30 protein-coding genes and 1 tRNA gene are annotated in these 26,329 nt (G+C 38.7%); 3 read left to right on the top strand and 28 right to left on the bottom strand.

Annotated elements, in window-relative coordinates:
- Positions 1-543: 543 nt before the first annotated feature.
- The 11 genes from JOD14_RS08095 to JOD14_RS08045 form a co-directional block, all read right to left on the bottom strand.
- A complete protein-coding gene (locus tag JOD14_RS08095) occupies positions 544-1,110 on the bottom strand; it encodes a Maf family protein (protein WP_204654326.1) in 567 nt (188 codons plus the stop codon).
- The gene (mutL, locus tag JOD14_RS08090; RefSeq protein ID WP_204654325.1) at positions 1,107-3,077 is read right to left on the bottom strand and encodes a DNA mismatch repair endonuclease MutL; all 1,971 of its coding nucleotides are present in this window, start codon (positions 3,075-3,077) and stop codon (positions 1,107-1,109) included. The genes JOD14_RS08095 and mutL overlap by 4 nt, the downstream gene beginning before the upstream one ends.
- A 17-nt stretch (positions 3,078-3,094) precedes the next feature.
- Positions 3,095-5,638: a DNA mismatch repair protein MutS gene (gene mutS / locus JOD14_RS08085; protein ID WP_204654324.1), complete on the bottom strand. Its 2,544-nt coding sequence runs from the start codon at positions 5,636-5,638 to the stop codon at positions 3,095-3,097.
- Positions 5,586-6,008 carry a YlbF family regulator gene (locus JOD14_RS08080; RefSeq protein ID WP_204654323.1) on the bottom strand — a complete coding sequence of 141 codons (423 nt, stop codon included), beginning with the start codon at positions 6,006-6,008 and terminating at the stop codon, positions 5,586-5,588. The genes mutS and JOD14_RS08080 overlap by 53 nt, the downstream gene beginning before the upstream one ends.
- A 10-nt stretch (positions 6,009-6,018) precedes the next feature.
- Positions 6,019-6,816, bottom strand: a complete 798-nt coding sequence (locus JOD14_RS08075) for a TIGR00282 family metallophosphoesterase (protein WP_204654322.1) — start codon at positions 6,814-6,816, stop codon at positions 6,019-6,021.
- 178 nt (positions 6,817-6,994) lie between these two features.
- Entirely contained in the window at positions 6,995-7,417 is a 423-nt protein-coding gene (gene mgsA, locus JOD14_RS08070) for a methylglyoxal synthase (protein ID WP_204654321.1), read from the bottom strand.
- Between the two features lie 26 nt (positions 7,418-7,443).
- Positions 7,444-8,226: a Cof-type HAD-IIB family hydrolase gene (locus JOD14_RS08065; RefSeq protein WP_204654327.1), complete on the bottom strand. Its 783-nt coding sequence runs from the start codon at positions 8,224-8,226 to the stop codon at positions 7,444-7,446.
- 116 nt (positions 8,227-8,342) lie between these two features.
- Positions 8,343-9,299, bottom strand: a complete 957-nt coding sequence (locus JOD14_RS08060; RefSeq protein WP_204654320.1) for a Gfo/Idh/MocA family protein — start codon at positions 9,297-9,299, stop codon at positions 8,343-8,345.
- A gap of 288 nt (positions 9,300-9,587) precedes the next feature.
- On the bottom strand, positions 9,588-10,220 hold the full coding sequence (gene udk / locus JOD14_RS08055; protein WP_204654319.1) for a uridine kinase: 633 nt from the start codon (positions 10,218-10,220) through the stop codon (positions 9,588-9,590).
- Positions 10,221-10,304: 84 nt separating this feature from the next.
- On the bottom strand, positions 10,305-10,988 hold the full coding sequence (locus JOD14_RS08050) for a YjjG family noncanonical pyrimidine nucleotidase (RefSeq protein WP_204654318.1): 684 nt from the start codon (positions 10,986-10,988) through the stop codon (positions 10,305-10,307).
- Between the two features lie 26 nt (positions 10,989-11,014).
- Positions 11,015-11,734 carry a pseudouridine synthase gene (locus JOD14_RS08045; protein WP_204654317.1) on the bottom strand — a complete coding sequence of 240 codons (720 nt, stop codon included), beginning with the start codon at positions 11,732-11,734 and terminating at the stop codon, positions 11,015-11,017.
- A 297-nt stretch (positions 11,735-12,031) separates the two neighbouring features.
- On the opposite strand from JOD14_RS08045, the gene JOD14_RS08040 reads away from it, so the two are divergent.
- Entirely contained in the window at positions 12,032-12,622 is a 591-nt protein-coding gene (locus tag JOD14_RS08040; RefSeq protein WP_204654316.1) for a 50S ribosomal protein L25/general stress protein Ctc, read from the top strand.
- 75 nt (positions 12,623-12,697) lie between these two features.
- On the opposite strand, the gene JOD14_RS08035 is transcribed toward JOD14_RS08040, so the two are convergent.
- The 7 genes from JOD14_RS08035 to JOD14_RS08005 form a co-directional block, all read right to left on the bottom strand.
- Positions 12,698-12,949 (bottom strand): hypothetical protein, encoded by a 252-nt coding sequence (locus JOD14_RS08035; protein WP_204654315.1) that lies wholly within the window; start codon positions 12,947-12,949, stop codon positions 12,698-12,700.
- A 100-nt stretch (positions 12,950-13,049) separates the two neighbouring features.
- Positions 13,050-13,388 (bottom strand): biotin/lipoyl-containing protein, encoded by a 339-nt coding sequence (locus JOD14_RS08030; protein ID WP_204654314.1) that lies wholly within the window; start codon positions 13,386-13,388, stop codon positions 13,050-13,052.
- Positions 13,385-13,744 (bottom strand): arsenate reductase family protein, encoded by a 360-nt coding sequence (locus tag JOD14_RS08025; RefSeq protein ID WP_204654313.1) that lies wholly within the window; start codon positions 13,742-13,744, stop codon positions 13,385-13,387. Before JOD14_RS08025 ends, JOD14_RS08030 begins: the two co-directional genes overlap by 4 nt.
- A gap of 14 nt (positions 13,745-13,758) precedes the next feature.
- Positions 13,759-14,934: an FtsW/RodA/SpoVE family cell cycle protein gene (locus JOD14_RS08020; protein ID WP_204654312.1), complete on the bottom strand. Its 1,176-nt coding sequence runs from the start codon at positions 14,932-14,934 to the stop codon at positions 13,759-13,761.
- A gap of 211 nt (positions 14,935-15,145) precedes the next feature.
- Positions 15,146-15,218 (bottom strand) — tRNA-Thr (locus JOD14_RS08015).
- 248 nt (positions 15,219-15,466) lie between these two features.
- Positions 15,467-16,012 (bottom strand): AAA family ATPase, encoded by a 546-nt coding sequence (locus JOD14_RS08010; RefSeq protein ID WP_204654311.1) that lies wholly within the window; start codon positions 16,010-16,012, stop codon positions 15,467-15,469.
- 190 nt (positions 16,013-16,202) lie between these two features.
- The gene (locus JOD14_RS08005; RefSeq protein ID WP_204654310.1) at positions 16,203-16,745 is read right to left on the bottom strand and encodes a GNAT family N-acetyltransferase; all 543 of its coding nucleotides are present in this window, start codon (positions 16,743-16,745) and stop codon (positions 16,203-16,205) included.
- A 211-nt stretch (positions 16,746-16,956) separates the two neighbouring features.
- Here JOD14_RS08005 and JOD14_RS08000 point away from each other — a divergent pair, with 211 nt between their 5' ends.
- Positions 16,957-17,196: a hypothetical protein gene (locus tag JOD14_RS08000; protein WP_204654309.1), complete on the top strand. Its 240-nt coding sequence runs from the start codon at positions 16,957-16,959 to the stop codon at positions 17,194-17,196.
- Positions 17,197-17,299: 103 nt separating this feature from the next.
- Here JOD14_RS08000 and upp read toward each other — a convergent pair whose 3' ends face one another.
- From upp to JOD14_RS07970, 6 genes are all read right to left on the bottom strand, one after another.
- Entirely contained in the window at positions 17,300-17,929 is a 630-nt protein-coding gene (upp, locus tag JOD14_RS07995; protein ID WP_204654308.1) for a uracil phosphoribosyltransferase, read from the bottom strand.
- Between the two features lie 162 nt (positions 17,930-18,091).
- A complete protein-coding gene (glyA, locus tag JOD14_RS07990; RefSeq protein WP_204654307.1) occupies positions 18,092-19,333 on the bottom strand; it encodes a serine hydroxymethyltransferase in 1,242 nt (413 codons plus the stop codon).
- Between the two features lie 147 nt (positions 19,334-19,480).
- Entirely contained in the window at positions 19,481-20,503 is a 1,023-nt protein-coding gene (locus JOD14_RS07985; protein WP_204654306.1) for an L-threonylcarbamoyladenylate synthase, read from the bottom strand.
- 203 nt (positions 20,504-20,706) lie between these two features.
- The gene (gene prmC, locus JOD14_RS07980; RefSeq protein ID WP_204654305.1) at positions 20,707-21,537 is read right to left on the bottom strand and encodes a peptide chain release factor N(5)-glutamine methyltransferase; all 831 of its coding nucleotides are present in this window, start codon (positions 21,535-21,537) and stop codon (positions 20,707-20,709) included.
- Entirely contained in the window at positions 21,530-22,603 is a 1,074-nt protein-coding gene (gene prfA, locus JOD14_RS07975; RefSeq protein ID WP_204654304.1) for a peptide chain release factor 1, read from the bottom strand. The genes prmC and prfA overlap by 8 nt, the downstream gene beginning before the upstream one ends.
- 12 nt (positions 22,604-22,615) lie before the next feature.
- A complete protein-coding gene (locus JOD14_RS07970) occupies positions 22,616-23,194 on the bottom strand; it encodes a thymidine kinase (RefSeq protein WP_204654303.1) in 579 nt (192 codons plus the stop codon).
- Positions 23,195-23,356: 162 nt separating this feature from the next.
- On the opposite strand from JOD14_RS07970, the gene JOD14_RS07965 reads away from it, so the two are divergent.
- A complete protein-coding gene (locus tag JOD14_RS07965) occupies positions 23,357-23,809 on the top strand; it encodes an NUDIX hydrolase (protein ID WP_204654302.1) in 453 nt (150 codons plus the stop codon).
- Positions 23,810-23,889: 80 nt separating this feature from the next.
- Here JOD14_RS07965 and JOD14_RS07960 read toward each other — a convergent pair whose 3' ends face one another.
- From JOD14_RS07960 to lepB, 4 genes are all read right to left on the bottom strand, one after another.
- Positions 23,890-24,456, bottom strand: a complete 567-nt coding sequence (locus tag JOD14_RS07960) for a GNAT family N-acetyltransferase (protein WP_204654301.1) — start codon at positions 24,454-24,456, stop codon at positions 23,890-23,892.
- Between the two features lie 14 nt (positions 24,457-24,470).
- A complete protein-coding gene (locus JOD14_RS07955) occupies positions 24,471-25,169 on the bottom strand; it encodes an endonuclease/exonuclease/phosphatase family protein (RefSeq protein ID WP_204654300.1) in 699 nt (232 codons plus the stop codon).
- 117 nt (positions 25,170-25,286) lie between these two features.
- Entirely contained in the window at positions 25,287-25,679 is a 393-nt protein-coding gene (locus tag JOD14_RS07950; RefSeq protein WP_204654299.1) for an OsmC family protein, read from the bottom strand.
- A 15-nt stretch (positions 25,680-25,694) separates the two neighbouring features.
- On the bottom strand, positions 25,695-26,279 hold the full coding sequence (gene lepB, locus JOD14_RS07945) for a signal peptidase I (protein WP_204654298.1): 585 nt from the start codon (positions 26,277-26,279) through the stop codon (positions 25,695-25,697).
- Positions 26,280-26,329 lie beyond the last annotated feature (50 nt).

Here is a 26,329-nt window from a genome sequence, read left to right as displayed (position 1 = left end):
ACAACTTTGCAGTTGTTAAGCTCATAAATTAACGTTGCTAGCATTTTTGCTTGCTTTGTATGTTTGCTTCTATATTAAAATAGAAGTCCTACACATTTGGTTCGTTTGCTTGCTTTGTTCAGTTTTCAAAGGTCTACTTAAATTTTAACTTGTCGCGTTAGCAACTTTTATATCATATCAGTTTGATAATTAAATGTCAACTTCTTTTTTAAAGAATTTTTAAAGTTTTTTACTTCGTTTTTCTTCTCGTCAACAGCAACTCAATCATCTTAACAAACAACAACGTTATTTGTCAACTGTTATTTTTTCTTATTTTCATTGTTTTATCTAAATAAACAATGATGTTGAAAAAACAACAGAATGTTATTTTACTTATCGTTTATTTTAACTAATCGTCAAAACCAACGTTATTTACCTTACCACTTCAAGATTTCCGAGTCAACTACTTTTTCATTTTTTTCAAATTCTTTTTCCTCTAACTAAAAAAAGACAGCTAGCATCGTAAAGAATCTCTTCTTTAAATGAAATGCTAGCCTTCTCCTTCTAATCGTGTTGTTTTCTAAAATCTTGTAATAACCGATAGACTGATGCGATTGGAAGACCCATCACACTGTAGTAATCCCCTTCAATCGATTGAATGAAAGTCGCGGCCGGACCTTGAATACCATAAGAACCAGCTTTATCTTGATAATCTTTTGTCATTAAATAGTTTGAAAGCTCCTCTTCAGTCAATGGATAAAAAGTAACCTTCGTCGGAATCGTGGTCTCTTTTCTTTTATTTCCTTGTTGTAAAACGACTGACGTATAGACAATATGCGTTTGACCACTTAAAGCTTGCAACGTTTGACGCGCTTCATTTTCTGTAGCTGGCTTACCATAGATTACTTGATCAAGTGTCACAATCGTATCACTGGCGATTACCAAATCTTCAGGGTTCTGTAGACTAATCTTATCCGCCTTCAAACGAGCAATTCGCAAAACATAGGCTTCTGGGCTTTCATCCGGGTACTGACTTTCATCAACATCTGCTGGGTAAATAAGAAATTCAGGAACAACCATTTGCAAAAGTTCTTTACGTCGTGGCGACTGTGAAGCTAAAATAATCTTCATTCGATTGCTCCTTTCGTTTGATGGTGATCTTGAATTCGTTTAAACATGCGTTCCATTTCTCTATTTGAAAAATGAATAAGGACTGGGCGTCCATGCGGGCAATTAAACGGATTTTCACATTTCGCTAAATCTGCTAATAAAAGACGAGCTTGGCTTTCATTTAGATAGTGATTGGCTTTAATCGAACGTTTACAACTCATCATAATCGCTGTCGCTTCTCGAAACTTCGCCAAATCAAACGTGCCGGTCTCTAATACAATCTCAATAATCTCTCGAATAATCATCTCTTCTTCACCTGGTGGAAACCAACTTGGATGTTCCCTTATAATGAAGCTATTATTTCCAAAGTCTTCTAAAAATAAATTTACGTCTTGTAAAATATTTAAATGTTCTTGAATTTTTAATCGTTCCACTTGTGAATATTCTAATACAATAGGAACTAAAAGACTTTGTAAATCTTTGCCTACTTCAGCAATTTTTTGGCGATAATACTCATATTTAATTCGCTCTTGGGCGGCATGTTGATCGACGATGTATAACCCTTCTTGGCTTTGAGCAAATAAATAGGTACCATGCATCTGTCCAAAATACTCTAAATGTGGAAAAATACCCACATCCGCATCAAGGGAAGTTTCTTGGTTTTCAGAAGATTGTAGCGGTTTATCCACAAGTTTTTTTGGCAGTTCATTCGGCCCACACAAACTTTCCTCTTCGTTAAACGTTGGAAATTCAAGCGCTTCTTCTTTTTCTTTTAGGATTTCTTCTTCAACAACTACTTTTTCCACAGCATTTTCCACATCTTTATCCACAACTGGTTGAATCACTTCTTCGACAAAAAATTGACCCGTGCTTGGATTAAAGTTGAGCGTGCCATTCGCTGTATTTGGCTTAGTGAAATCAAGTGCGGTTTGTTCAACGTGCTTCGTTTCATTTTTTTTCTTTTTAAATACGTCATCCGGTACAACGTGTGGAATTAAATTCTCTTCTTTTAAACGTGTTTGAATGGCTTGTGTAATTAAATGCGACAGTTCCGCTTCTTTGGATAAACGAACTTCTTGCTTAGTTGGATGAACGTTCACATCGACTAAAAGTGGATCCATTTCAATTTTAACGACACCAATCGGGAATCGACCGACCATCAACTTCGAACCATAGCCATTTACAATCGCTTTATTTAAAATAAAATTTTTAATGTAGCGACCATTAATAATAATAGATAAATAGTTACGATTGGCTCGTGTTACTTCTGGTAAAGAAATATAGCCATAAATTTTAAAATCTAGATCTTCTGCTTTTATTTCACGCATTTTTTTAGCTGTGTTTAACCCATAGATTCCCATAATGCTTTGTTTTAAATCACCATTTCCAGTCGTTGTTAACATTTTATTGCCATCATGGACTACACGAAAAGCAACTTCTGGGTGGCTAAGTGCTAAACGGTTAACGATATCACCAATATTAGCTAACTCGGTTTGTAAGGTTTTGACATATTTCAAACGGGCTGGTGTGTTATAAAATAAATTCTCAACTGTGATTTTGGTGCCTTGACGTAAGGCGCTCGGCTTTTCTTCAATCACTTTGCCACCTTTTAACATTAAATACGTACCTTGTGCTTGTGTTTGGTGAGCCGTTTCAAGGGTTACTTGTGAAACCGAAGCGATACTTGGCAAGGCTTCTCCACGAAACCCCAGTGTTCGAATCCGGAATAAATCATGACGGTTATGAATTTTACTCGTTGCATGACGTTTAAAAGCATTGCGCGCATCTTCTAGTACCATTCCTTCGCCGTTATCAATAATTTGAATTTTCTTCAAACCGGCTTCTTCTAAAAAGATGTCAATTTGACTACTACCTGCGTCAAGGGCATTTTCGATTAATTCTTTTACAACCGAGGCCGGACGTTCGACGACTTCCCCGGCAGCAATCTGATTGGCCAGACTCTCTGAAAGTTCTTGAATTTTCCCCATCGTCTAACCTTCTTTCTTTATTTTACTTTTTTTTGCAATTGATGTAAGGCATTTAAAGCATCCATTGGTGTCATTTCAAGGACGTTTAAGGCTTTTAATTCACCCAGCACTTCTCGTTCAACTTCATTACTTTCACTAAATAAAGACAATTGCTCGACTTCTGGTGCAACTTTTGGTGCTTGTTCACCATTTTCTAAGGCAACGAGTAAATAATCGGCACGTTCTAATAACTTTTTCGGTAAACCAGCAATTTTAGCTACATGAATGCCATAACTTTTATCGGCTGGACCGGCCATCATTTTATGTAAAAAGACCACTTCACCTTCTTGTTCCACCGCACCTACGTGAATATTGCGTAAATGGGTTAACTCCTTTTCTAATGGCGTTAATTCATGGTAATGCGTTGAAAATAAGGTTTTCGCTTGCACGTTTTGGTGGATATACTCAATGATGGCTTGCGCTAAGGCCATTCCATCGTAAGTCGCAGTGCCTCGGCCTAATTCATCAAATAAAATCAAACTATCAGGCGTTGCTTGTTGTAAGGCTTGGTTGGCTTCCATCATTTCAACCATGAAGGTACTTTGACCCGCAATTAAATCATCACTTGCCCCTATTCTAGTAAAAATCCGATCAAACACGGGTAGTTCGGCACTTTTCGCAGGGATAAAACAACCCATTTGCGCCATAATCACAGTTAACGCTAATTGACGCATATAGGTGCTTTTTCCAGACATATTCGGTCCAGTAATGAGTAAAATGAAAGTTTTGGCATCCATTTCAATCGAATTCGGAATGTACTCTTGATGACCGAGCACTTTTTCTACAACTGGGTGTCGCCCATCGATAATCTTTAACGTATGACTTTGATTAAACGTTGGCCGTACGTATTGGTACTTTTCACTAATCGTCGCAAAACTTTGCAAAACATCTAACGTGCTAATCCCGTGGGCTAGCTTTTGCAAGCGCGTGATGCTTTTTTTGACTTCTTCTCGAATTTCTAGAAACAGTTGGTATTCTAAATCCACCGATTTTTCTTCTGCTTCTAAAATTAATGTTTCAATTTCTTTTAGCTCCGGATTAATAAACCGCTCGGCATTAGCCAGTGTTTGCTTGCGCTCATAACGACCTTCTGGCAAATTGACTAAGTTGGCTTTCGTAATTTCAATGTAATAACCAAACACGCGGTTAAAACCAATTTTAAGATTTTTAATCCCCGTTGCTGCGCGTTCTTTTGCTTCTAGTTCCGCTAACCATTTTTTACCTGAATGCATCGCTTCACGGTATTGGTCGAGTTGCGCATTGTAACCCGTCTTAATGACATTGCCTTCTGTAATTTGTAATGGTGCCTCTTCATGGATTCCTCGTTCAATTAAAGCAACTAAATCTTCCAATGGCGTAATTTGTTTAAGTAAAGCCGTCCATTGTCCTTCATTAATTCCTGTCAAAATCGTTTGAATGAATGGCACTTGTTGCAAGGACGTTTTTAATTGCAGCAAATCACGGCCGTTGACACTGCCAAAAGCTACCCGCCCTGCTAAACGTTCTAAATCATAAACTTTTTTCAGCACTTCTTGTAAGTCTGCTCGTTCAAAAAAGGCTTTTAACAACGATTCGACTTGATTTTGACGTGCTTCGATTTGTTTTTGTTGAATCAAAGGGCGATCAATCCATTGCTTTAACAAACGCCCACCCATCGCGGTCTTCGTCTCATCTAATAACCAAAGTAACGTCCCTTGCTTTTTCCCTGTACGAATCGATTGAATCAGCTCTAAGTTAAATTTAGAGTAGTAATCAATCGATAAAAAATGATCGACTTGATAAGAAAGCGCTGGCTGTAAATGATCGAGGCTACGTTTTTGGGTTTTATTTAAGTAAGTTAGTAATTTTAGTGTTACGTTTTTTAGATTTTCGGGTAATTCTTTCGTTAAAAAGAGAAATTCTGTTGTCTCAAGTTGTTCTTTTTCTTCAGAGAAAAGCAAGCCTAAGCGTTTTTCCAATTGTTCAATGACACTGGCAGGGATTTCACTAGTCAAAACGAGTTCTTTTGACTGAAGAGCTGCGAGTTCATTTAAGATGCTTGCTTCTTCTGTTAATTCCGTTGCTTTTAATTCGCCCGTTGATAAATCAACATAAGCAAATTGATAACTAGTATCGGTGTAAGCTAAGGCGGCTAAGTAATTATTTTCTTTGGCACTAAGACTTTTCCCCTCCATCACCGTACCTGGTGTAATTAACTGGACGACTTCTCTTTTAACCATCCCTTTTGCTGTTTTTGGGTCTTCAACTTGTTCACAAATCGCAACTTTATACCCTTGTTCGACTAATGTATCAATGTAACCCGCCGCCGCATGATAAGGCACACCACACATCGGGATTGGGTCTTCGGCATTTTTGTTCCGACTTGTTAAAGTCAATTCTAATAACTGTGCCACTTCCAAGGCATCTTCATAAAACAATTCATAAAAATCACCTAGACGATAAAATAAAAAGGCATCGGGATAAGAAGCTTTAATGCCAAAGTATTGTTCCATCATCGGGGTGTGTTTCGTTTTTTGTGGCATTTTCTTCCTCCTTTTCAATGGCTTCATTCACTTCTTTTTGTATCGTAGTTGAAATATGTTGTAATAACTCATCTGCTTCAATTAATTGGTTCCGGTAATCTTGCACTAAAGGGTGGTTTTTGAATGCTTGATTTAGTCGATCAATTTCTTGAATCGCCATTTTTTCGGCCTCTGGTTTGTCATAATGAGCGAAATTTACGGCATCTTTTTGCGCAGCTTTAATTTGCTCTTCTAGTTCTTTTAACCCTGCATGGTTACGCGCTTGTTTTTCAACCGTTTTAAAATTTTGAACTAACTCTGATTCTTGTAAAAGGGCCACGAGTTTATCAACTTCACGGGCAACTTGTTGTTCTTCTTCTAAAAATCCCACTTTTTTTCTCCTATTCCATTAAAGGTCGATCTTCACTAATTTGAATGGGTTGAATACTTTTGGCTTTCCCTGTTGCATCATCTAACTCAATGATACAAGCAGACAGTAAGTGTCGTCCTTGTTCAACGACTTCAAATCTTCTTGGTAAAGCCGTCATAAACTTTTCAATCACCGCTTCTTTTTTCATTCCTAAAATACCATCATACGGCCCCGTCATTCCAACATCGGTTAAATAAGCCGTTCCTTGCGGCAAGATACGGGCGTCGTTTGTTTGGACGTGTGTGTGTGTCCCGACAACAGCCGATACGCGACCGTCTAGATACCAACCCATCGCTTGTTTCTCACTGGTTGTTTCACCGTGAAAATCAACAAAAATATGGGCAGTTCTTTTTTTCGCTTCTTTTAAAATTTCGTCCATTTTAGTAAACGGGTCATCTAGCGCTGTCATAAAGGAACGCGCTTGTAAGTTAATCACCGCTAACTCAATTTGATTGACTTTTACATAGACAATCCCCACGCCAGGTGTCCCTTTTGGAAAATTCGCTGGTCGGACGAGTTTTTTAGCCTCCGCAATAAACTCAAAGATATCACGATTATCCCAAGCGTGGTTGCCTAGCGTTACAACATCAACCCCATCTTGTAAAAAACCTTTATAAATTTTTTCGGTAATTCCCCGTCCGGACGCTGCATTTTCACCATTCACAATCGTCACTTGTGGTCGATACTTCTTTTTTAACTTTGGTACATATTCTGAAATGGTCTCGCGCCCTAAAGAGCCAACGACATCCCCTATAAATAAAATTCGCACACTTTTTCCTCATCTCTTTTAAACTCTTGTATTATTATATCGGTTTTGCGGTGGAAAAAAAAGCTTCTACCATAAACCTTGGAAATTCTTGAAGTTTTTTTGATCACCACTTATTTTTATAAGAAATAGGCTGTGACATTTGCCACAGCCTATCTTTTTCGTTTTTATTATTAGTTATTTAAAAAGCAATGACTTGGCGGTCGCCTTCATGGATAATTTCACGAAAATCAGCAAAGCCTGCCGCTAAGCCACGTAATAAAATTTCAGCGGTACCAATGTTTGTTGCTAAAGGAATTTCATAAACGTCGGATAAGCGAATTAAAGCCGTCACATCTGGTTCATGTGGTTGAGCGGCTAAAGGATCGCGTAAGAAAATCACCATATCGAGGGCATCTTCTGAAATCATCGCTCCAATTTGTTGATCTCCACCTAGAGGACCTGATTTAAAGCGATGCACGGGTAAGCCAGTTGCCTCGCTAATTCTTCCTCCAGTTGTGCCTGTAGCGAATAGTTCATGTTTTTCTAAAATCGGTTGATACGCAGTCACTAACTTAACCATTAAATCTTTTTTGCGATCATGTGCAATTAAAGCAATTTTCATGTTTTCTCCCTCTATTCTTTCTTCTATTAGTCAACGAGTTTTAATGTTTTTAAAGCTTCCCAGATGCCATCATGGTCATTGTCTTTGGTGATGAGATCCGCTTGGCTTTTGATTACTTCTTGCGCATTGCCCATCGCGACACCAATTCCAGCTTCTCGAATCATCTCTTTGTCGTTTAAACCATCGCCAAATGAAATAATATCTGATTGGTTAATGCCTAAATAATTCGCGACATTCAAAATGGTTGCTGCTTTTGAGCCCGCTGCTGGAATCACGTCAACGCACTTTTCATGCCAGCGGACAAATTGAAATTCAGGGTATTTTCCGATAAATTGTTCGTCTTGGTGCGCTTCAAAATAAGCCAACGCTTGATAAACATCATCTTGTGCTTCGAGTGCCCCCAAAAGAGGCGCGGTTGAGCCAAAAGAATGCATGGCTTCTTCCACTTGTGCTAAATTAAAAGACGTTAAACGTTTCGCTTGATCCAATTGAATTAAAGCTGTGTCTATATTTTTCGCTGTGCAATCAGCAATTAATGTCTCTAACGCTTCGATTGGCAGTGTTTGTTTAAAAACTTGTTGGTGACTTACAAACGCGGCTGCCCCATTACATAAAATATAATTTTCAAAAGCTAATTCGCGAATCACTTCTCTTGCCAAATAACGGCTTCGACCGGTAGCCAGTGTGACAAAATGACCAGCTTGACGTAATTGTCGCAACGCCTCGAGTGTACTCTCCAAAGGACGCTTATTTGAATCTAATATGGTCCCATCAATATCAAAAGCAACTAATTTTCGACTTTTCACTATACAAACTCACTTTCTCTTTTTGTTTTTCCCCTTCTACTTAACCACAGAAAAACATTCTTGGCAAAGAAAACCTATTGTATTTATTGAGGTGAAAATCGGGCAATGTGCACAAATTTTTAACTTTGCGTCCATTGTTGATACATTTTTTCAACTAATTCGACCGTTTGCAACGTCATTTCAGCACGCACAACTGGACTTTCGACGAACCCTTTCGCTAGACAGTCATTCACGTGCTCAATTTCAAAAACAAACTCATTTTCATGTGTGATTTCGATTTCTTCGATTTGTTCTGCTTGAAATATTTTAGCCGTTTGAGCTTTCCAAAAATTCGGTATTTCAATTCGACCGTTTTCGCCATAAATGACAAGCCCACTCGGGGCGGAAAATTCGGTCGAAATTAGGACATGGCTTTGCAAGTTATTCTCAAATAAAAGACTTAAATCGCACTGCCGATCGGACTGTCCTTTTGACATGATAGCCGTACCCGCAACTTCGGCAATCGGACTGTTGAATAAATATTGCAAATATTCAAGTGGGTAACTACCGGAACCATAAAGTGCGCCACCACCACTTTCTAACGAGGCAAACCACGTGATTTTTTCTACGTTCGAATACGTCATAAATGCCCGGACGTAACGAACGGGACCGATAACGCCTTCTTCTAATAGCGCCTTTATTTTTTGGGTAATTGGTAAGAAGACAGCCTTTTGAGCTTCCATTAAAAAACGCTTCTTTTCTTTGGCGATAGCAAACAGTTCTTCGGCTTCATCCAAGGTCAACGCAAATGGTTTTTCAACTAAAACGTGCTTGCCAGCGAATAAGGCCGCTTTTGCCACAGGATAATGTCCTTTATTATACGTTGCGACATAAATTACATCGACCGTTGGATCCGCATACAACTCTTCATAACTCCCATAAGCTTTTGGTATCCCTAAAGTTGTCGCTACTTCCTGGGCTTTGCTTAATGCTCTGGACGCAATCGCAACGACTTCACCTGTTTGACTCGCTTGTACGCCAGCGACAAAACGCGGCACAATCGATGCGGTACTAACAATTCCATAACGAATAGGCATCTTTTTCCTCCTTGATCATTTGTTCTTATTATACCGAATTTTCTTTCGAATTCGTATCACTGATTTTTATTTTTTGAAAAAAAGCACAAAAAAACCAGCAAGCCCTAAAACTTGCTGGTCTGAGACAGTACTATTGCTAGTAGAAGCTTGCTTTCCACAGGCAAAACTTCCGACACCCTACAATCCGGTAGGTGAATTTCTTCGTGTGCCTCTGTTTGAGTGACTAGTTAAACTAGTTTCCTCGGCTCATCGCATGAAACGTATTCTAGCACAAATGAAAAAGAAAGGCTAGCTATTTGCAGCAAAAATACTTTTTATTTTTGTGTTAATTAAATCCACAGCGACATGATTTTCTCCACCTTCTGGCACAATCACATCGGCATATCGTTTCGTTGGTTCAATAAATTGATGATACATTGGCTTGACCACATCTAAGTATTGCTTAATCACTGAGTCAAGCGTCCGACCACGTTCTTCGATGTCGCGTTTAATTCGACGAATAATCCGAATATCGTCGTCCGTATCCACATAAATTTTAATGTCCATTAAATCACGCAAACGCTCGTCTTCTAAAATTAAGATACCTTCTAAAATAATTACTTCTTTTGGTTCTTGCAGGCGAACTTCTTGGCTTCTAGTATGATTCACATAATCATATACCGGAATCTCAATCGTTTGAAATTGACACAATTGTTCTAAATGTTGAATGAGTAGCTCGGTATCAAAAGCAAGTGGATGATCATAGTTGGTTTTTAGACGTTCTTCAAAAGGAAGATGGTCTTGGTTTTTATAATACGAGTCGTGTTCTAACATCATAATCGAGTGACTGGGAAAATGGCTTAAGATGGCACGACTGACACTTGTTTTCCCACTGCCAGAGCCACCGGTTACGCCAATAATAATCGGTTTTTTATTGTGCATGTTAAAATTCCTTTTCTTCTTTCATTTCTTCATCCTTTTAATTATAGCGAAAATCACTCGAATTTCTAGCTTTTTCACAAGATTCTAAGAAAGAATCTCGTATAACTCCTCTAGTTGTTGAATGCGATAGGTCGGTTGAATCGTCACGGGTGTTGGTAGCGCCTTTGGGTTAAACCAAATCGTATCAATCCCCGCATTCACCCCACCTTGAATATCAGAAGTCAGTGAATCACCAATAATTACGGTTTGGCTCTTTTTTAAATTAGGGATTTTTTTAAAAGTATAATCAAAAAATTCACGCATCGGCTTTTGATAACCGGTCGCTTCAGATACAATCACTTCTTTAAAATACGGCAATAGTTTCGCATCGTTTAGCCGCTTCATTTGTGTTTTTGAAACCCCATTCGTGACGACATACAAATCGGCTTGCTTGGCTAGTTCGGCGATGACTTGCCGACTGTTGCCAAGTAGTTGGTGCCCTTCATTTAAAAATTCGCGGTATTTTCGTTCGAACGAAAGGCTATCCACTTGGCGACCATAACGCGCAAAAAACGCACCAAAACGGCCGTTCACGACTTCTTCGCGTGACATTTGACCTTGCTCAAAAGCTTGCCAACGTTCTTGATTGATTTTTTTATACGTTTGCTCCAATTCTGAAGTTAAGGTTAGCCCTTCTGTTTGAAATAATGCATGCAAGGCTTGTTTTTCAGCGGCTTGAAAATCAAGCAAGGTATCATCGACATCAAATAATAATGTTTTATAGCGCATTGTTTTCCTCCTAGCTTTTTTCTATTTTAGCGAAAATACGGTTTTAGTTGTTGCAGTTCTGCCAACGTAAGGGCGCGGTATGAGCCAATTGGTAAGTCGCCTAATTCAAGTGGGCCCATTGTCACACGCTTTAAAGCAATGACTTTTTTGCCCCGAGCTAAAAACATCTTTTTCACTTGATGAAATTTCCCTTCAAAGATTACTAACTCGACGTCACTTTCTTTGCGGCTGAAGTCGACTGTTCTAATTTTAAGTTGGGCACTTTGACACCGAGTGCCATCTAAAAATTCAATCCCGTCAGCAAAAGCCGTAATATCCGCTGGCGTGACCACTTCATTGACTTTGGCTAAATAAGTTTTGCTGACTTTTTTTACTGGATGAAGCAAATCATAAACCAGTTGGCCGTTACTTGTTAAAAGAAGTAGCCCTTGCGTGTCTCGATCTAAGCGACCAGCAGCAACTAACGCTGGCGAAAAATCTTCTGGAGCTAGGAGATCAAAGACCGTTTGATGTTGCGCATCTTTATTTGCCGTAACGACACCTGATGGTTTCGCTAATAAATAATACTTTTCGTTTGTCTCTAGGTTTTGTCCAGCTACTTCAATTTGATGGAGCTGACTATCGACATTTTGACTTTCAGAGTAGGTAACTTGGCCATCAATTTTGACGAGTCCCCGTAAAAAAAGGCGTTTCATTTCTTTTTTTGAAGTGTTTAATTTTTCTTCAATTAACTTGTCTAAACGCATAAGATCCCTTTCTTTCTTGGTTATTATACCGCAAGTTTTTAAGAGAAAAAAGAAGAAGGCTTGACAGAATCGAAAATACGTCCTATGGTTAAGAGGTAAAGTAAATATCTGTTTCTAACTACACACAGTGTTATGAGCTGGTGGAGAAAGTGACTGTATCCTTTCTGGGCAGCAGGTTTGTTGCCTTTTTACGTACACTTTTATGTACGCACCCTTAACCTTTGAATGTGCAAGAGTAACAAAAATTTACTTCGAAATGACTGTCTTACCGGCAGAAAAATTAGGAGGAATTGAGTTATGTCAGTATCATTGGAAGTCAAAACAAGAGCGTTACGCCCAAGAAGCGTGCGCAACAAATTACGTCACGAAGGAAGAATCCCAGGAATTGTTAACGGTTATAAAATCGATAGCACGGCAATTTCAGTGGATGGTCAAGAATTTAAACGTTTATTACGTGAAGAAGGTCTAAACGCAGTTGTTGGTTTAACCATCGACGGTGTAAATTACAACACATTAATTCACCAATTTACAACGGATACTTTCACAAGAGAAATTAGTCATGTGGAATTCTTATCAGTTGATATGACGGAAGTGACCGAAGTTGAAGCAGAGATTGTTCTAATCGGTGAAGCCGCAGGTGTGAAAATTGGTGGTTCTTTAACACAAAACTTATACAACGTAATTGTTTCAGCAACTCCAGACAAATTGCCTGAGCGTATCGAAGTCGATATCACTGATTTACAAGTTGGAAAATCAATTACGATTGCGGACTTGCCAGTATCAGAAGATTACACGATTATCACTGATGCTGTTGAGCAAATTTGTGCAATTAGCGAACCAAGAGCGAAAGCTGAAGAAGAAGAAACAGAAGAAGCAGCCGCTGAATAAATTAAAGCAAAACAACTCAAGGACGTCTTATGCTAGACGTCCTTTTAAAATGGCTTAAAAAATCAGTTGTTTTCGTCAAATAAAGGATTGCAAATAAGAATTTTCTTGAATTTGCATAACGGTTTCTTCAGCATTGGAACCGTATTCTTTTTGAATTAATAAGGTACTCAAAGCCATTGGTAGAAGTTGCGCAACATTGCCTTTTTTTATCCAACGATTTTCAGGGTTTATTTTTAAATTAATAGATTGATCAAAACCTGCAAAAATAAGTTGCGTGTAAATTTTTGGATTATATATTAAAAGTCTTGTACTTGTCATAAAAAACATTGAAACACCGCTGTTTCAATGTTTTTTATTGAATCGATAGACACTAGTTAAAAAACCAGAAAACAGCGTCAGGCGCTTGTTTTCTGGTTTTTTTAACTTTTTATAATTTTTCAAAATCTGCTGGATCAACGTCTTTTAGACTCACTAACCAGTCGTTCATTTCGTCGTTATCATTGTAATCATTATTTTGTGTGTCAATCTTTTCGTTAATTGATGAAATCACACCAGCTAATGGACAGGTAAACTCACTCACCGCTTTTTCAGCTTCTAGCTCAACTAGCATCTCGCCGGCCGTCATTTTTTGATTCACTTTTGGTAAAGCTGCATAAGTAATTGCTCCAAGTTCTTCACTTGCTTCTTGCGTTAAGCCAATCACGTATTCTTTACCATTAAATAAAATCCATAAATTATCTTTTTTCTTAAATACTGGTGCTTTCACTTTGACAAAACCTCCGCATAATCACTTTCTTTAAAGCCATTTGTTAAAAATTGCCCGTCTTTGACTAAAATTGGGCGTTTGATTAACATGCCATCGCTACTTAATTTCTGGCTAGCTTCATCTAGTGTATAACTTGCAACCAAATCTTTCAAGCCTTGCTCGCGATATTTTTGTCCGCTTGTATTAAAGAAACGACGGATTGGTACCTCACTCGTTGCCAGCCAATTTTTGATTGTTTCGGCACTTGGTGTTTGACTGACTAAATCAATATATTCTACTTCGATTTGATTATTTTCGAGCCATTTTTTTGCTTTTTGACAAGTACTACATTTTGGATACCAGTAAAGTGTGACCATCTTTTTTTCCTCCATTATAAATCTGTTGGCGTTTGATAACGCATCGATAAAATTAAGCCAATCCCAATCATATTACTCAGGAGTGCAGAACCCCCTTGACTAATAAATGGTAACGGAATCCCCGTTAGCGGTAATAAGCCGATATTGGCCCCAATATTTTCAAAAACATGAAATAAAATCATCATAATAATACCGGTTGAAATATACGTATAAAATTCATTATTCGTATCAAAACAAACCCGAATCATGCGGTAAATCAATAAAAAATAAAGCAGGATGACAAACGTACTACCGATAAAACCAAAATTTTCCCCAATAATTGAAAAAATCATATCGGATTCACGAACCGGTACATACACTTCACTCACGTTAAACCCTTTGCCCGTCATGCCACCCGAACCAATCGCCATGAGAGACTTCGCAACCTGGCCAGAGCTTCCTTGTACATCGTGAAAAGGATCTAACCAAGCATCAATGCGCTTGAACTGATACGCTTTAAAACCAAGTTTATATAAAAATTCACGACCAGTATCACTCATCACTAAGAAGATCGTTCCCCCACCAACAGCAACTGCCGTACCGATTGTCGGCCAAATAATTTTCCAAGAAATCCCTGACATCAGAAAAACGCCACCAAAAATTGCTAAGAAAACCAGCATGGAGCCAAAATCATCATGAAGCATAATTAAAACCAATACCGGTAACATTACCGCAAGCATTTTAGCAATTAAAAGCCCATCGGTTTTAAGTGTCGCCATTTTCCGATATTGCGCATTGTGTTGGGTGACAACCAGTGCCAACATTAAAATAACCGCAATTTTCATCAACTCGGCTGGTTGCAAACTAAAGCCGGCAAAACGAAACCAGTTTTTTGACCCGGTTGCTTCATAGGTTGCTTGGTCATAAAACTTAACCAACAACCCCATTACAAGTAACCCCACCCCATAAATCAAGGGCGTTAACTTCCATAGCCATTTTGACTTGATGCGCATAATAATCAAAACGGCTAGGACACCTACACCGTACCACAGTGCTTGTTTCCCTACTTCTTTTAACGGATCCCCTGTAAAATACGGCATCTGATCAAAAGCCACATATAACGAGGCCAGGCCGACTAAACAAAGTAAAAAGACCGGCAAAATAACGCCATAGTCAATCCGATTGTCGTTACGAAAAATATTTTTATTCATTTTATTCGCTCTTTTCTTAAGAAATACTTCTCTATTATAGAGGGTATTTAGTAGAAAAGAAACCCAAGGGAAGAAGTTTGAGGAAATTTTAACGGTTCAAAGTCAACGTTCAGCGCTAACAAGACCGAGTAATTAAAAAAGAACGCTCCTTTTAAAAATAGCAAAAAAGTCCAGGGATGAATGTGATCCATGGACTTTTTCGCTATGTTTATGCCAGCTGCAGGAATCGAACCTGTGACCTACGCGTTACGAGTGCGTTGCTCTACCGACTGAGCTAAGCTGGCAAATCTGATTAAAATTATAGAAGAAAAAGAAAAAATTGTAAAGGGGGGAAATGAAAAAAGTATATAAACTCTGTTAAATAATTACTATAACGCTAGTATAAAATCACTTAAACCAGCGACTTAATAGAGACGAACTATTTTTTGCTTTTGTTTTAAAATAGCGCGCACTAATCATAGCTGGCGTGTTGCGCTAAATTCGAAAAAAGCCCAAATACTTCTATGGCTATTTTGTCTACTCTGTTTAACATTTATTTCATCTCCGTACTATATGACAATGTTAACAATTTTTGTTGGATAATCGATGTATTTTGTTCAAACGTGTTCGTTCCATCGATTTTAAGCATTGGAATGTTTGTTCTTTCAATCCATGAGAAAATGGTGTCTGGTGTTCTAGCTTGAACGAAAGTTAAAAAATCTTGTCGCTCATTGTAAAGATCGGTTCCTTTTTCCAAAAAACCGTACCGATTTTTCTCTCTTTGAATGACCCTTTGGACTCGAACTTCTTTTGCAACATCCACATAAACAACCAACGATAGATATGCTTCTATTTTTTTTGAAAGATTAGAAATATTACCAGCAATAATAAATCCGTTACTCGATTGTTCAATTGTATCCAACATTAACTGACTTACTTCGGGAGATTTTCGTGGATTTTGATAATCATACGGTGTTTCAAACCAAAAATCTTCTACCTCTAATACATCAAATTCGAGTTTCTTACCAACATATTTTGCGAGTGTTGATTTGCCAGCACCATTTAAACCTACAAAGACAACGCCAATTGTATTTGCCATTTCATTCATCTCCTATGACAAGCTTTTTGATTGTGAACACGATTTAATAATACCATACCATTCATTCTACGTTGCCACTCTTTATATTTTACTTTTAATATAAAAAAAGCTTAGAAATCCATAAGGTTCGTTTGGCTTCCTAAGTTTTTATTTTGTTATTTAGTAAAGATAGATAGACAGGTCATCAAAGTCACTGCCTTGCCAACCACCGTTCTTTGGTCAGATGATTTATATGGCCGATTTTAGTTTCACCTAAAAGTGGGACTGGCACTTCTTGGCATGTATGATGATAAACAAAACCGATTTTCTCTTGTACTCTTTTTGATTTCATATTGCCATCATAATATCCACACCAAATCTGAGTCATGTTTAATTCTTCAAAGCCATGACGAATGAGTTCACTAGCTGCTTCAGGAATTAAGCCTTGGCCCCAAAAGTTTTTCCCTACCCAGTAGCTCAATTCGCATTCCTCATCACTTTTTGTCATCTCAGTGCTTTCATTGAGTTTCAATCCAATACAACCAATCGGTGCATCTTCTTCTTTTAAGCAAATCGCATAACATTCTTGTTTACAAAAGACATTTTTTATTACCTCACGGCTTTCATCAACATTTTGGTGAGGTGACCAACCAGCAGATGGTCCAACATTAGGGTCTTTGGCTTGTTCAAATAAATTTTCTGCATCTGATTCTTTCCACGACCGCAAAATTAGTCTCTTCGTTACGAGCGCCATAATTTTTTCCCCTCCACTATAAATCGTTTTGAATATTTTGTTAATCATACTTTTAACGTAAGGAAGTGTCAATGTTTCAGCAATTCTATCTTTCCTTTTTCACCCCTAAAATTAAACAAAAATGAAAGAATGAAACGCTTTTTCTTGAAAATTTCTCATTTTGCGAAAAATATGGTATAATGTTTTTAATGAAAGGGAGGTTTTTTAAAACATGGCATCATTTGGCAAGTTTGAAACTACAATTGTCCCGTCACCTATTGGCTTAGAATTTGAGATTGATACGCCGGTAAGTTTTATCGTTCAAGAGCACGCTGAAACTGGTACCGTCGTTAAACAACTTCGCAATTCAGCCATTATTGAAATCGATGAAACACACGGTAATCGTGATTTAATGCGTAGAAGTAACGGTGTGATCACGATTAATTACAAACATTTAAAGAAGATTAGTTAATCAGCCAAAGCCTACTAGCAAAACACGCTAGCCTAGGCTTTTTTTACATTTAGATACGAAAAACAACGCGCCTTTTTAGCAAAGTGCGCGTTGTTTTTTGGATTTATTTTGTACCGAATAGACGGTCACCCGCATCGCCTAAACCAGGAACGATGTAGCCTTGTTCATTTAAGCGCTCATCTAAAGCAGCTGTGTAGATATCGACATCTGGATGTGCTTCTTGTAAAACTTTCACACCTTCTGGAGCAGCTACCAGACAAACAAATTTAATGTTTGATGCGCCACGTTTTTTCAAAGCTTCAATAGCCATCACAGCCGAACCACCTGTTGCTAACATTGGATCCACTACTAATAATTGGCGGTTATCAATATCAACTGGTAATTTCACAAAATACTCATGTGGTTCAAGGGTTTCTTCGTCACGGTATAAACCAACGTGTCCGACTTTTGCGGCTGGCAATAGTTGTAAAATCCCATCAACCATGCCTAAACCTGCACGTAAAATTGGAATCAAAGCGACTTTTTTGCCAGACAACATTTTTTGCGTTGTTTTTGTCATTGGTGTTTCAATTACGACTTCTTCGACTGGTAAGTCACGTGAAATTTCATACGCCATTAACATCGCAATTTCGTCAACTACCTCACGAAATACTTTTGTGCCACAATTTTTATCGCGGATAATCGTTAATTTGTGTTGGATTAACGGATGATCAATTACTTGAAATTTTCCCATTCTAATCGCTCCTTTGTTTTGTTGTTCTTATTGTAAAACAAATTTGATTGACAGACAAGGATTGTTCGTTCACATGAGGATTTTTTTAGATGAAAAAACAAAATACTAGAAAGATTGCATTAAAAAAAGGCAGTAGCCTCACTACTGCCTTTTTAAGTGTTCTTATTTTACTTTCAACGGATGCGCATCTGTTAAAGCAAGCACTTCTTCTTTCACTTGCGCTAAGACTGCTTCATCGTCTTTATTTTCTAACACTTTTAAGACTAATTGAGCAACTTTAACGGCGGCTTCTTCTTTAAAACCACGGCTAGTAATTGCAGGCGTTCCGATACGAATCCCACTTGTTTGGAATGGGCTTAAACTTTCAAATGGAATCGAGTTTTTATTAACCGTAATATTCACCGTGTCTAGTAATTGTTCGGCTTGTTTACCAGTCATATCAAAATCGGTTACTTGGACTAATAATAAATGGTTATCGGTTGCACCAGAAATTAAACGTGCTTTGGTTGATTGATTGAAGACTTTCGCCATTGCTTGGGCATTTTTGATTACTTGTGCGGAGTAGTCTTTAAAATCATCTTGTAATGCTTCTTTAAAGGCAATTGCTTTTCCAGCAATCACGTGTTCTAATGGACCACCTTGAATACCTGGGAAAATGGCGCTATTGATTTTTTTCGCTAAATCTTCGTTATTGGTTAAAATTAAGCCGCCACGTGGACCACGTAAAGTTTTGTGTGTCGTTGTTGTTACGATATCGGCATAAGGAACTGGGTTTGGATGATGTCCTGTTGCCACAAGACCGGCAATGTGCGCCATATCAACCATGAATTTTGCCCCAACTTCATCGGCAATTTCTTTAAATTTTGCAAAATCAATGGTGCGAGAATACGCGCTGGCACCGGCAACGATTAATTTTGGTTGGTGTTTACGTGCTAAAATACGCACGACTTCATAGTCAATGGTTTCGGTGGCTGGATCCACACCGTAAGCGACAAAGTTATACGTTTTTCCACTAAAGTTCACGGGAGAGCCATGCGTTAAATGACCACCAGCTGATAAGTCCATCCCTAAAATGGTATCACCTGCTTCAACAAGTGAAAGATAAGCAGCTGTATTGGCTTGAGAGCCTGAGTGTGCTTGGACATTGGCAAATTTTGCTCCAAAAATTTCTTTGGCACGTTCAATCGCTAATGTTTCTACCACATCAACAAATTCACAACCTCCATAGTAGCGGCGGCCTGGATAACCTTCTGCATATTTGTTTGTTAAGATACTTCCTTGTGCAGCCATGACGCCTTCAGAGACGATATTTTCTGAAGCAATTAATTCAATATTATTTTGCTGACGAATGCCCTCATTTGCAATTGCATTCCATAATTCTTGGTCAAATTCTTTGTAATCCATTAAAATCCAAACACCCTTTCAAATAAGATATCGTGATTGTAACACAAACAAAAAAAAGAATGAAATGATTTTACTCGTAAAAATGAATTATTTCAAAAATATCATGAAAAAATAGCAGAAAACACGAATGTTCTTCTGCTATTTTATTTAATTATTCATAAAATACTTTTGATTCGCGGCTTTTTTTAGACGATTCATATAGGCAGTACCTAACCCTGTTTCGGGGTAGGTTGCAACGAATATATAATCTAGATCCGCTTCATCTAAAGCACGTAATCCGGCAAATAAGCCTTTGGTGGCGCTCGCTACTTGATTATCGGCGTAACAATAACTGGCTTGCGCTTGGCTTTGAAAACGACGCACGACTTCCGGGCTAGCTTGTAGGCCGACTTTTAACTGCTGTTTTTGGGCCCAATTCAAGGCTTCTTCCCAGTCGGTTGGGCCAATCATCAAAACCTTGGTACTTGGCGCGTAATGTTGGTATTTCATGCCGGGCGATTTTGGTGCCTCGCTTTCGCTGACTAAATGGGGATCAACTAAGACGTCCATGCCTAGTGCGGCTTCTAATTCTTCTTTCGTCACCCCACCTGGACGTAAAATCATTGGTGCTCGGTGGCTATCGCTTAAATCTAAGACGGTCGACTCAACCCCAATTTCAGTGGCCCCTCCTTCTAAAATACCGGCAATCTTCCCTTGTAAGTCATGATAAACGTGTTGGCTCGTTGTTGGGCTTGGGCGGCCAGAAGTATTGGCAGATGGGCCGACTAATGGTACACCGGTCGCTTCAATTAATGCCAACGTCAACGGATGATTGGGCATCCGAAACGAAACCGTTGAAAGGCCGGCTGAAACAACGCTTGGAAAGGCATTGGGTTTGGTTTTAAAAATTAATGTTAAAGGGCCTGGCCAAAATCGCTCAACGATTTGTGGCGTAAGCGGATGAAATTGCGCCACATAGTTTTTAACTTGCTCAAAGTTTTGCACATGGACAATTAATGGATTGTCTGTTGGACGACCTTTTACCGCAAAGACTTTTTTTACTGCTTGTTCACTTGTCGCATTCGCCCCTAAACCATAAACGGTTTCAGTTGGAAAGGCGACAAGTTCATTTTGTCTTAAGGTGTCTGCTGCCATTTTTATTTCATTTTTTTGGAAAATTTTTGTTTCCACAAGTTATACACATCCTTTTTCTTAACGATTGGTGAGTTATCAACATCTCCACCAGAGTTATCCACGGATTGTGGAAAACTCCTTTGTCAAGTGTGGATAATTCTGTGGGTAATTCACTAAAAGGTTCTCATTTTGGTTAAATCAAGATTTTTCTTTTGTTATTCATGGTGAAAATATATTTTTACCCACAAGTTTGTGGATAATTATCTCACCCAAATCATGCGGTCTTGCCCACTTAAATCTTGGTGAATCGTGACTGTTTTCGTCGGAAAGGCTTGTTGAAAAATGGCTTGGACACTGGCGCCTTGTTGAAACCCGATTTCTAAAAAAACTTGTCCAGCTGGTTTTAATTTCGTTTGCGCTTCTTTGGCCAATTGTTGATAAATCGCTAAGCCTTCATTTTCAGCAAATAAAGCCATTTGCGGTTCATACGTTCGGACACTTTCATCCATCACTGCCCACTCATTTTCACTAATATAAGGTGGATTTGAAATAATCACATCCACAGGGGCTTGAATCGGTGCCAAAATACTCCCTAAATAAAATGTTACTTCGACCTTTAACGCTTGAGCATTCGTTTTAGCGATAGCAAGAGCGGCAGCCGATAAATCAACCGCGCAAACTTGCCAATTGGGACGTTCGGCTTTTAACGTTAACGCAATAGCGCCTGTTCCGGTGCCGACGTCTACAACCGATACCGCTTTGTTTGTCACGTTTGCCAAACAAAGCGCAACGAGTTCCTCGGTTTCTGGACGAGGAATTAAAGTATCTTTTGTTACTTGAAAACGACGACCATAGAATTCTTCAAAACCAAGCAAATACTGTGGTGGATAGTGTTGTGCTAGTTTTTCTAGATCCGCTTTGATTTGAGCACGATCTTTTGCTGAAATTTCTTCTCCCCAATGACGTAACCAATCGGTCTTGGTCCAATTTTTACGACCTAAAAAAACAAATAAAATACTATTTCCTTCAATTCCTTGCTTTTCTAAAAAAGAAGAAGCCCAGGAAAGGACTTCTCGATAGGTATTACCCATTTTGCAACTCAGCTAATTTCGATGTTTGATCGTATAAAATTAAGGCATCTACGACTTCATCTAACTTTCCAGCTAAAATTTGGTCGAGTTTTTGAATGGTTAGGCCGATTCGGTGATCGGTCACACGGTTTTGTGGGAAGTTATACGTTCGAATCCGTTCTGAACGATCGCCTGTTCCAACCGCTGACTTACGGTTCGCATCATATTCACTTTGGGCTTCTGTTTGCAATTGATCATATACACGGGCGCGTAAAACTTTCATCGCTTTTTCACGGTTTTTAAGCTGTGAACGCTCGTCTTGCATCGCCACCACAATACCGGTTGGAATGTGGGTCAAACGAACTGCTGAAGCCGTCTTGTTAACGTGCTGACCACCAGCACCTGACGCGTGGTAAATATCAGTTCGAATATCTTTATCTGCTAAATCAATTTCGACTTCTTCGGCTTCTGGTAAAACAACAACCGTCGCCGTTGACGTGTGAATGCGCCCTTGTGACTCGGTTGAAGGCACTCGTTGCACACGGTGAGCGCCACTTTCATATTTTAATTTTGAAAAGACATTTTCACCCGTAATCATCATAATCACTTCTTTGTAACCACCAATGCCCGTCACGTTCGCATCCATTACTTCGACTTTCCAACCTTGTGCATCGGCATAGCGTTGGTACATTTCAAATAAATCACCGGCAAATAATGCTGCTTCATCGCCGCCTGCTGCCCCACGAATTTCCATGATAATGTTTTTATCATCATTTGGGTCTTTTGGTAATAATAAAATTTTAATGCGTTCTTCTAAGATTTCTTTTTCTTTTTTCAAATCACTTAGTTCTTCTTTGGCCATTTCTGCCATGTCCGCGTCTAAGTTTTCACCTAATAATTCTTCTGTTTCTGCGATACCTTTTACGACTTCTTTATATCGACGATACACGGATACGGTTTCGCGTGTGCTGGCTTCTTCTTTTGATAACGTCATAAAGCGTTTTGTATCAGAGACAACAGCTGGGTCACTTAATAATTCCCCTAGTTCTTCATAACGGTCTTCAATTGCTTGTAACTGATCGTACATAGAGATTCTCCTTTATTCTTTTTTCATAGTTGGTGCAAAATAATGTTGTCGGCAAACTGGAAAATACGCTTCGTTGCCGCCAATTTGAACTTGTTCCCCTTCATAAACGGGTCTTTCATCGACATAGCGTAAATTCATAATGGCTTTTTTGTGGCAAAACCAGCAAATCGTCTTCATTTCTTCAATTTTATCCGCGTATAATAATAAATATTTTGAACCTTCAAAAAGTTCATTGCGAAAATCATTCTTTAATCCAAAGGCCATTACTGGAATCTTCAATTGATCAACGATTTTAGTTAGTGACAACACATGGGCTTTCGTTAAAAATTGTGCTTCATCAATTAGCACACAATACGGCTTGTAAGGGATATTTGCGACCACGTCTAACAGGTCCGTTTCGCTAAAAATCGGAATCGCGTCTTTTTCAATCCCAATCCGACTGGCCACTTGTCCAACTCCTGCGCGCGTATCTAAACCACTAGTCATCAAAACAACCGGTTTATTTTGTTCTTCATAATTATGAGCGACTTTTAAAATCTCAATGGACTTGCCACTATTCATTGCGCCATACTTAAAAAATAATTGTGCCATTTTTCATCCTCCACTTGCTCCTAGGGTATTATACTTGAAAACAACATTTTTTTACAGTAATTTCTTTCAAAACACCTTTTAAAAAGCAGGTTTCGGCTTAATTATTAAGAAATTTATGCTAAAATTAAACAACAAAAATGAAAAAGAAAGCAGGTTGTGATAATGGCTGAAGATCTAACGTGTCAATTATCTGAAGGAAAACTAAATATTCGCGTGGCTTTTTGGCTTACCCAAAAAGAACAAATCCTCGTCAGCTTATTCCCAAGCGGGCGCTATTCTTTGCCTGGCGGGCGGGTCCAGTTTGGTGAAACAAGCGAAAAAGCCATTCAACGTGAACTCCTTGAAGAAGTTGGCTATTTTCTTGAGGCACCGCAATTAATGGCGGTTATCGAAAATTTTTTCCCAAGTGATGGGGCTTTGTTTCACGAGCTTTTATTTGTTTATACAGGTGATTACCCTTTACAAGAAGATTACCCAAATGCACCAACCAAAGAACAGTGCATTACTTGGCTTCCTATTGAACAATTTTCAAAAATTCAACCAAACGTCTTGCACGCATTATTGGAACAACCATTTGATGGCCAAGTACGCCATTTTGTGAATAGGGAATTTTAAAATACTGCCTAACACAAATAAAACGCAAGCATGACTCTTTTCTTGCGTTTTTCTTTCATTTTATGCTTTGTCTATTCGAGCTAACAAAATTCTTTCTTAAAACGGCTAACTTTGCGGCTTTCCATTTCACGCCATTCTTTTTGCAATAAACCAAAGTCGATTTGATCGTACCATTTGCCACCGTGATAGACACTCTCGCGGTTGACGCCTTCTTGGACAAACCCTAATTTTTGATAAAGTGCCAGTGCCGCTTGGTTAAAAGCGTGCACTTGTAGACGTACTTTGTGTAAGCCAAGATGATCAAACGCAAAAGCTAATAGTAGTTCAATCGCTTCTTGACCGTAGCCTTTCCCACGATTTTCGGCATTTAAAATCCCGATACCGACATTTCCCCAACGGTTACGTAACAACACATCCGTCAGTGAAATAAAGCCAATTAGCATGTCATCGCTCACTTTGCGGATGGTAAAATAAAAATCTTCATTGCTTTGAGTATTGGCAAACATTTCTTCCCAATCTTTTTCTTGAAACGGATGAAAAACATCTGAACTAATCCCATGCATAAATGTTTCATCCCATTGCCACTTACTAAGTAATGCCGCGTCACCGTCTTGTAAGTGGGTCAAATAAACTTTTTTTCCACGCATTTTTATTCCTCTTTTCATATTTGAAAATCTAACTCCGCCCATAATAAAGCGTGATCTGAATATTTCGTATCGATTTTTTGAATTTGTTTAATCGTAACATTTGGTGTCGTTAAGATATTATCAATCGCAAAGACTTGCATCGTTTCATCCGGTGCTAAAAAAGTGTCTTGCCATGGATTTTCGCCACCATTACACCATTGAAAGCCCTCAAAAAGCGCCCATTCATCATAACTTTGATCAAAGTTAAAATCGCCAACAATGACTACCCACTCGCAAGGATGGGTTTTCAGGTGTTTTTTTAGTTCGGCTACTTGTTTGGCTCGGATGGTTGGCGTTTCAAAAGACAAGTGAGTATTATAAAATCCAAGTCTTTTCCCAGGTGAAAGTTCAAAGGTGAGAAATTGAAAGACGCGTTTTTCTTCCCCGGTTATTTGGTAAGTACGCGCTTCATAGGTTTGTGCTGTGAATTGACTCACACTCGCTACGCCATATTCCCCGCCATCTGTAAAAGTTAAAGTCGCTTGAAAAAACGCTTCGTTAAAATGCGCCCCCGCGATTTCTTGTAACATCTCTTTTGGGTTACGCTTTGATTTTTGGTCGATTTCTTGTAAACCGACTATTTGTAGTTTTTGTGCGGCCAGCAATTGGGCAAGAGCTTGTGTATCTGGTTGTAAGCCGGCAGCGACGTTAAAAGTCCCAATTCTTAATTTCATCTGATGATTTCCTTTTATTTTATTCGATAAAAAAACGAGGAACCGTGAAGCGAGACCCAATGGTTAGATTTTTGGTCTAACTTAGGGGGCGCACTTCAACCGTCCTCGTTTTTGGTACTAGATAAATTTGACCGTTTCGTTGACTTGAATGGCTGGATCAAGTGATTGAATCACTGGACAATTCGGCGCAATTAGTTTTAAGCAGCGTAAGGCTTTTTCATGGTATTCTGCTGGAATTTTTGCCTCAATGACTAAATCAACGGATGCGAGTGGTTGAGATCTTTTTTGTTCGTTACGCGTGTATTCGACCCGAACGCGTTCAATCGTATGGGGCACGTCGGAATTTTTTAAAACCGACTCGTAAACATAACCGCCACAACCAGCAATACTGCTAACGAGCATTTGGACGGGCGAATAGCCGATTTCTCTTAATAATTGCCAATCGCCAGTTGGGGACGGCATGGTAAAAGCTTTTCCATCTTTGGTTAAAACAAGTGATTCAATAGTCAAATGACTCATCCTTTCTTAATTGCTATCTTTGGTAAACAATGACATTTGATTTAGTGGCCAATAACGCCAAATGACGCGGCCTTTAATATACGACTGATCAACAAAACCGAAATAACGGCTGTCTTTTGAGACTAAACGATTGTCCCCTAATACAAAATACTGACCTTCTGGAACGGTATAACTAAAATCACTCGTAAATGTTTCGGCATTCTCGGCTGTTTTTTGAAATTGAGGGTTATAGGCATATGTTTCTGCTAACTGTCCGGTATCAAACAACGCTTGGTATTCATCTAAGTACGGCTCGGCAAAAACTTCGCCATTAATGGTTAGTTGGTCATTTTTCATCTCAACCGTTTCGCCAGGTAATGCAATCACCCGTTTGACGGCCATTTTTTCAGGTTCATCAGGCTCTTGCAACGTAATAATATCTAAGCGTTCCACCTTGTCCGTTTTTAAAGTAAGCAACTTTTGGCCGTCCGCCAGTGTTGGGTCCATTGAATGCCCCTTCACTGAAACTGGCGTCACCACAAATAAACGAAGAAGAATAAAGACGCTTAAAATAATAATAAAAAAGCCCCAATTTTTCATAAAATCCTTCATTTAGATTTCCCCCCTCCTCGTTTCATTTTATTTTTAGAACTGGCTTAATC

It is taken from the genome of Enterococcus lemanii (assembly GCF_016909125.1).
Classification (GTDB): Bacteria; Bacillota; Bacilli; order Lactobacillales; family Enterococcaceae; genus Enterococcus_I; species Enterococcus_I lemanii.
This window is presented reverse-complemented; position numbering and strand designations above follow the sequence as displayed.

Coding starts and splice junctions, on each gene's coding strand:
- JOD14_RS08095 (WP_204654326.1), bottom strand. CDS start 1,110: ATGAAGATTATTTTAGCTTCACAGTCGCCACGACGTAAAGAACTTTTG.
- mutL (WP_204654325.1), bottom strand. CDS start 3,077: ATGGGGAAAATTCAAGAACTTTCAGAGAGTCTGGCCAATCAGATTGCT.
- mutS (WP_204654324.1), bottom strand. CDS start 5,638: ATGCCACAAAAAACGAAACACACCCCGATGATGGAACAATACTTTGGC.
- mgsA (WP_204654321.1), bottom strand. CDS start 7,417: ATGAAAATTGCTTTAATTGCACATGATCGCAAAAAAGATTTAATGGTT.
- JOD14_RS08060 (WP_204654320.1), bottom strand. CDS start 9,299: ATGCCTATTCGTTATGGAATTGTTAGTACCGCATCGATTGTGCCGCGT.
- udk (WP_204654319.1), bottom strand. CDS start 10,220: ATGCACAATAAAAAACCGATTATTATTGGCGTAACCGGTGGCTCTGGC.
- JOD14_RS08050 (WP_204654318.1), bottom strand. CDS start 10,988: ATGCGCTATAAAACATTATTATTTGATGTCGATGATACCTTGCTTGAT.
- JOD14_RS08045 (WP_204654317.1), bottom strand. CDS start 11,734: ATGCGTTTAGACAAGTTAATTGAAGAAAAATTAAACACTTCAAAAAAA.
- JOD14_RS08040 (WP_204654316.1), top strand. CDS start 12,032: ATGTCAGTATCATTGGAAGTCAAAACAAGAGCGTTACGCCCAAGAAGC.
- JOD14_RS08035 (WP_204654315.1), bottom strand. CDS start 12,949: ATGTTTTTTATGACAAGTACAAGACTTTTAATATATAATCCAAAAATT.
- JOD14_RS08025 (WP_204654313.1), bottom strand. CDS start 13,744: ATGGTCACACTTTACTGGTATCCAAAATGTAGTACTTGTCAAAAAGCA.
- JOD14_RS08020 (WP_204654312.1), bottom strand. CDS start 14,934: ATGAATAAAAATATTTTTCGTAACGACAATCGGATTGACTATGGCGTT.
- JOD14_RS08010 (WP_204654311.1), bottom strand. CDS start 16,012: ATGGCAAATACAATTGGCGTTGTCTTTGTAGGTTTAAATGGTGCTGGC.
- JOD14_RS08005 (WP_204654310.1), bottom strand. CDS start 16,745: ATGGCGCTCGTAACGAAGAGACTAATTTTGCGGTCGTGGAAAGAATCA.
- JOD14_RS08000 (WP_204654309.1), top strand. CDS start 16,957: ATGGCATCATTTGGCAAGTTTGAAACTACAATTGTCCCGTCACCTATT.
- upp (WP_204654308.1), bottom strand. CDS start 17,929: ATGGGAAAATTTCAAGTAATTGATCATCCGTTAATCCAACACAAATTA.
- glyA (WP_204654307.1), bottom strand. CDS start 19,333: ATGGATTACAAAGAATTTGACCAAGAATTATGGAATGCAATTGCAAAT.
- prmC (WP_204654305.1), bottom strand. CDS start 21,537: ATGGGTAATACCTATCGAGAAGTCCTTTCCTGGGCTTCTTCTTTTTTA.
- prfA (WP_204654304.1), bottom strand. CDS start 22,603: ATGTACGATCAGTTACAAGCAATTGAAGACCGTTATGAAGAACTAGGG.
- JOD14_RS07970 (WP_204654303.1), bottom strand. CDS start 23,194: ATGGCACAATTATTTTTTAAGTATGGCGCAATGAATAGTGGCAAGTCC.
- JOD14_RS07965 (WP_204654302.1), top strand. CDS start 23,357: ATGGCTGAAGATCTAACGTGTCAATTATCTGAAGGAAAACTAAATATT.
- JOD14_RS07960 (WP_204654301.1), bottom strand. CDS start 24,456: ATGCGTGGAAAAAAAGTTTATTTGACCCACTTACAAGACGGTGACGCG.
- JOD14_RS07955 (WP_204654300.1), bottom strand. CDS start 25,169: ATGAAATTAAGAATTGGGACTTTTAACGTCGCTGCCGGCTTACAACCA.
- lepB (WP_204654298.1), bottom strand. CDS start 26,279: ATGAAGGATTTTATGAAAAATTGGGGCTTTTTTATTATTATTTTAAGC.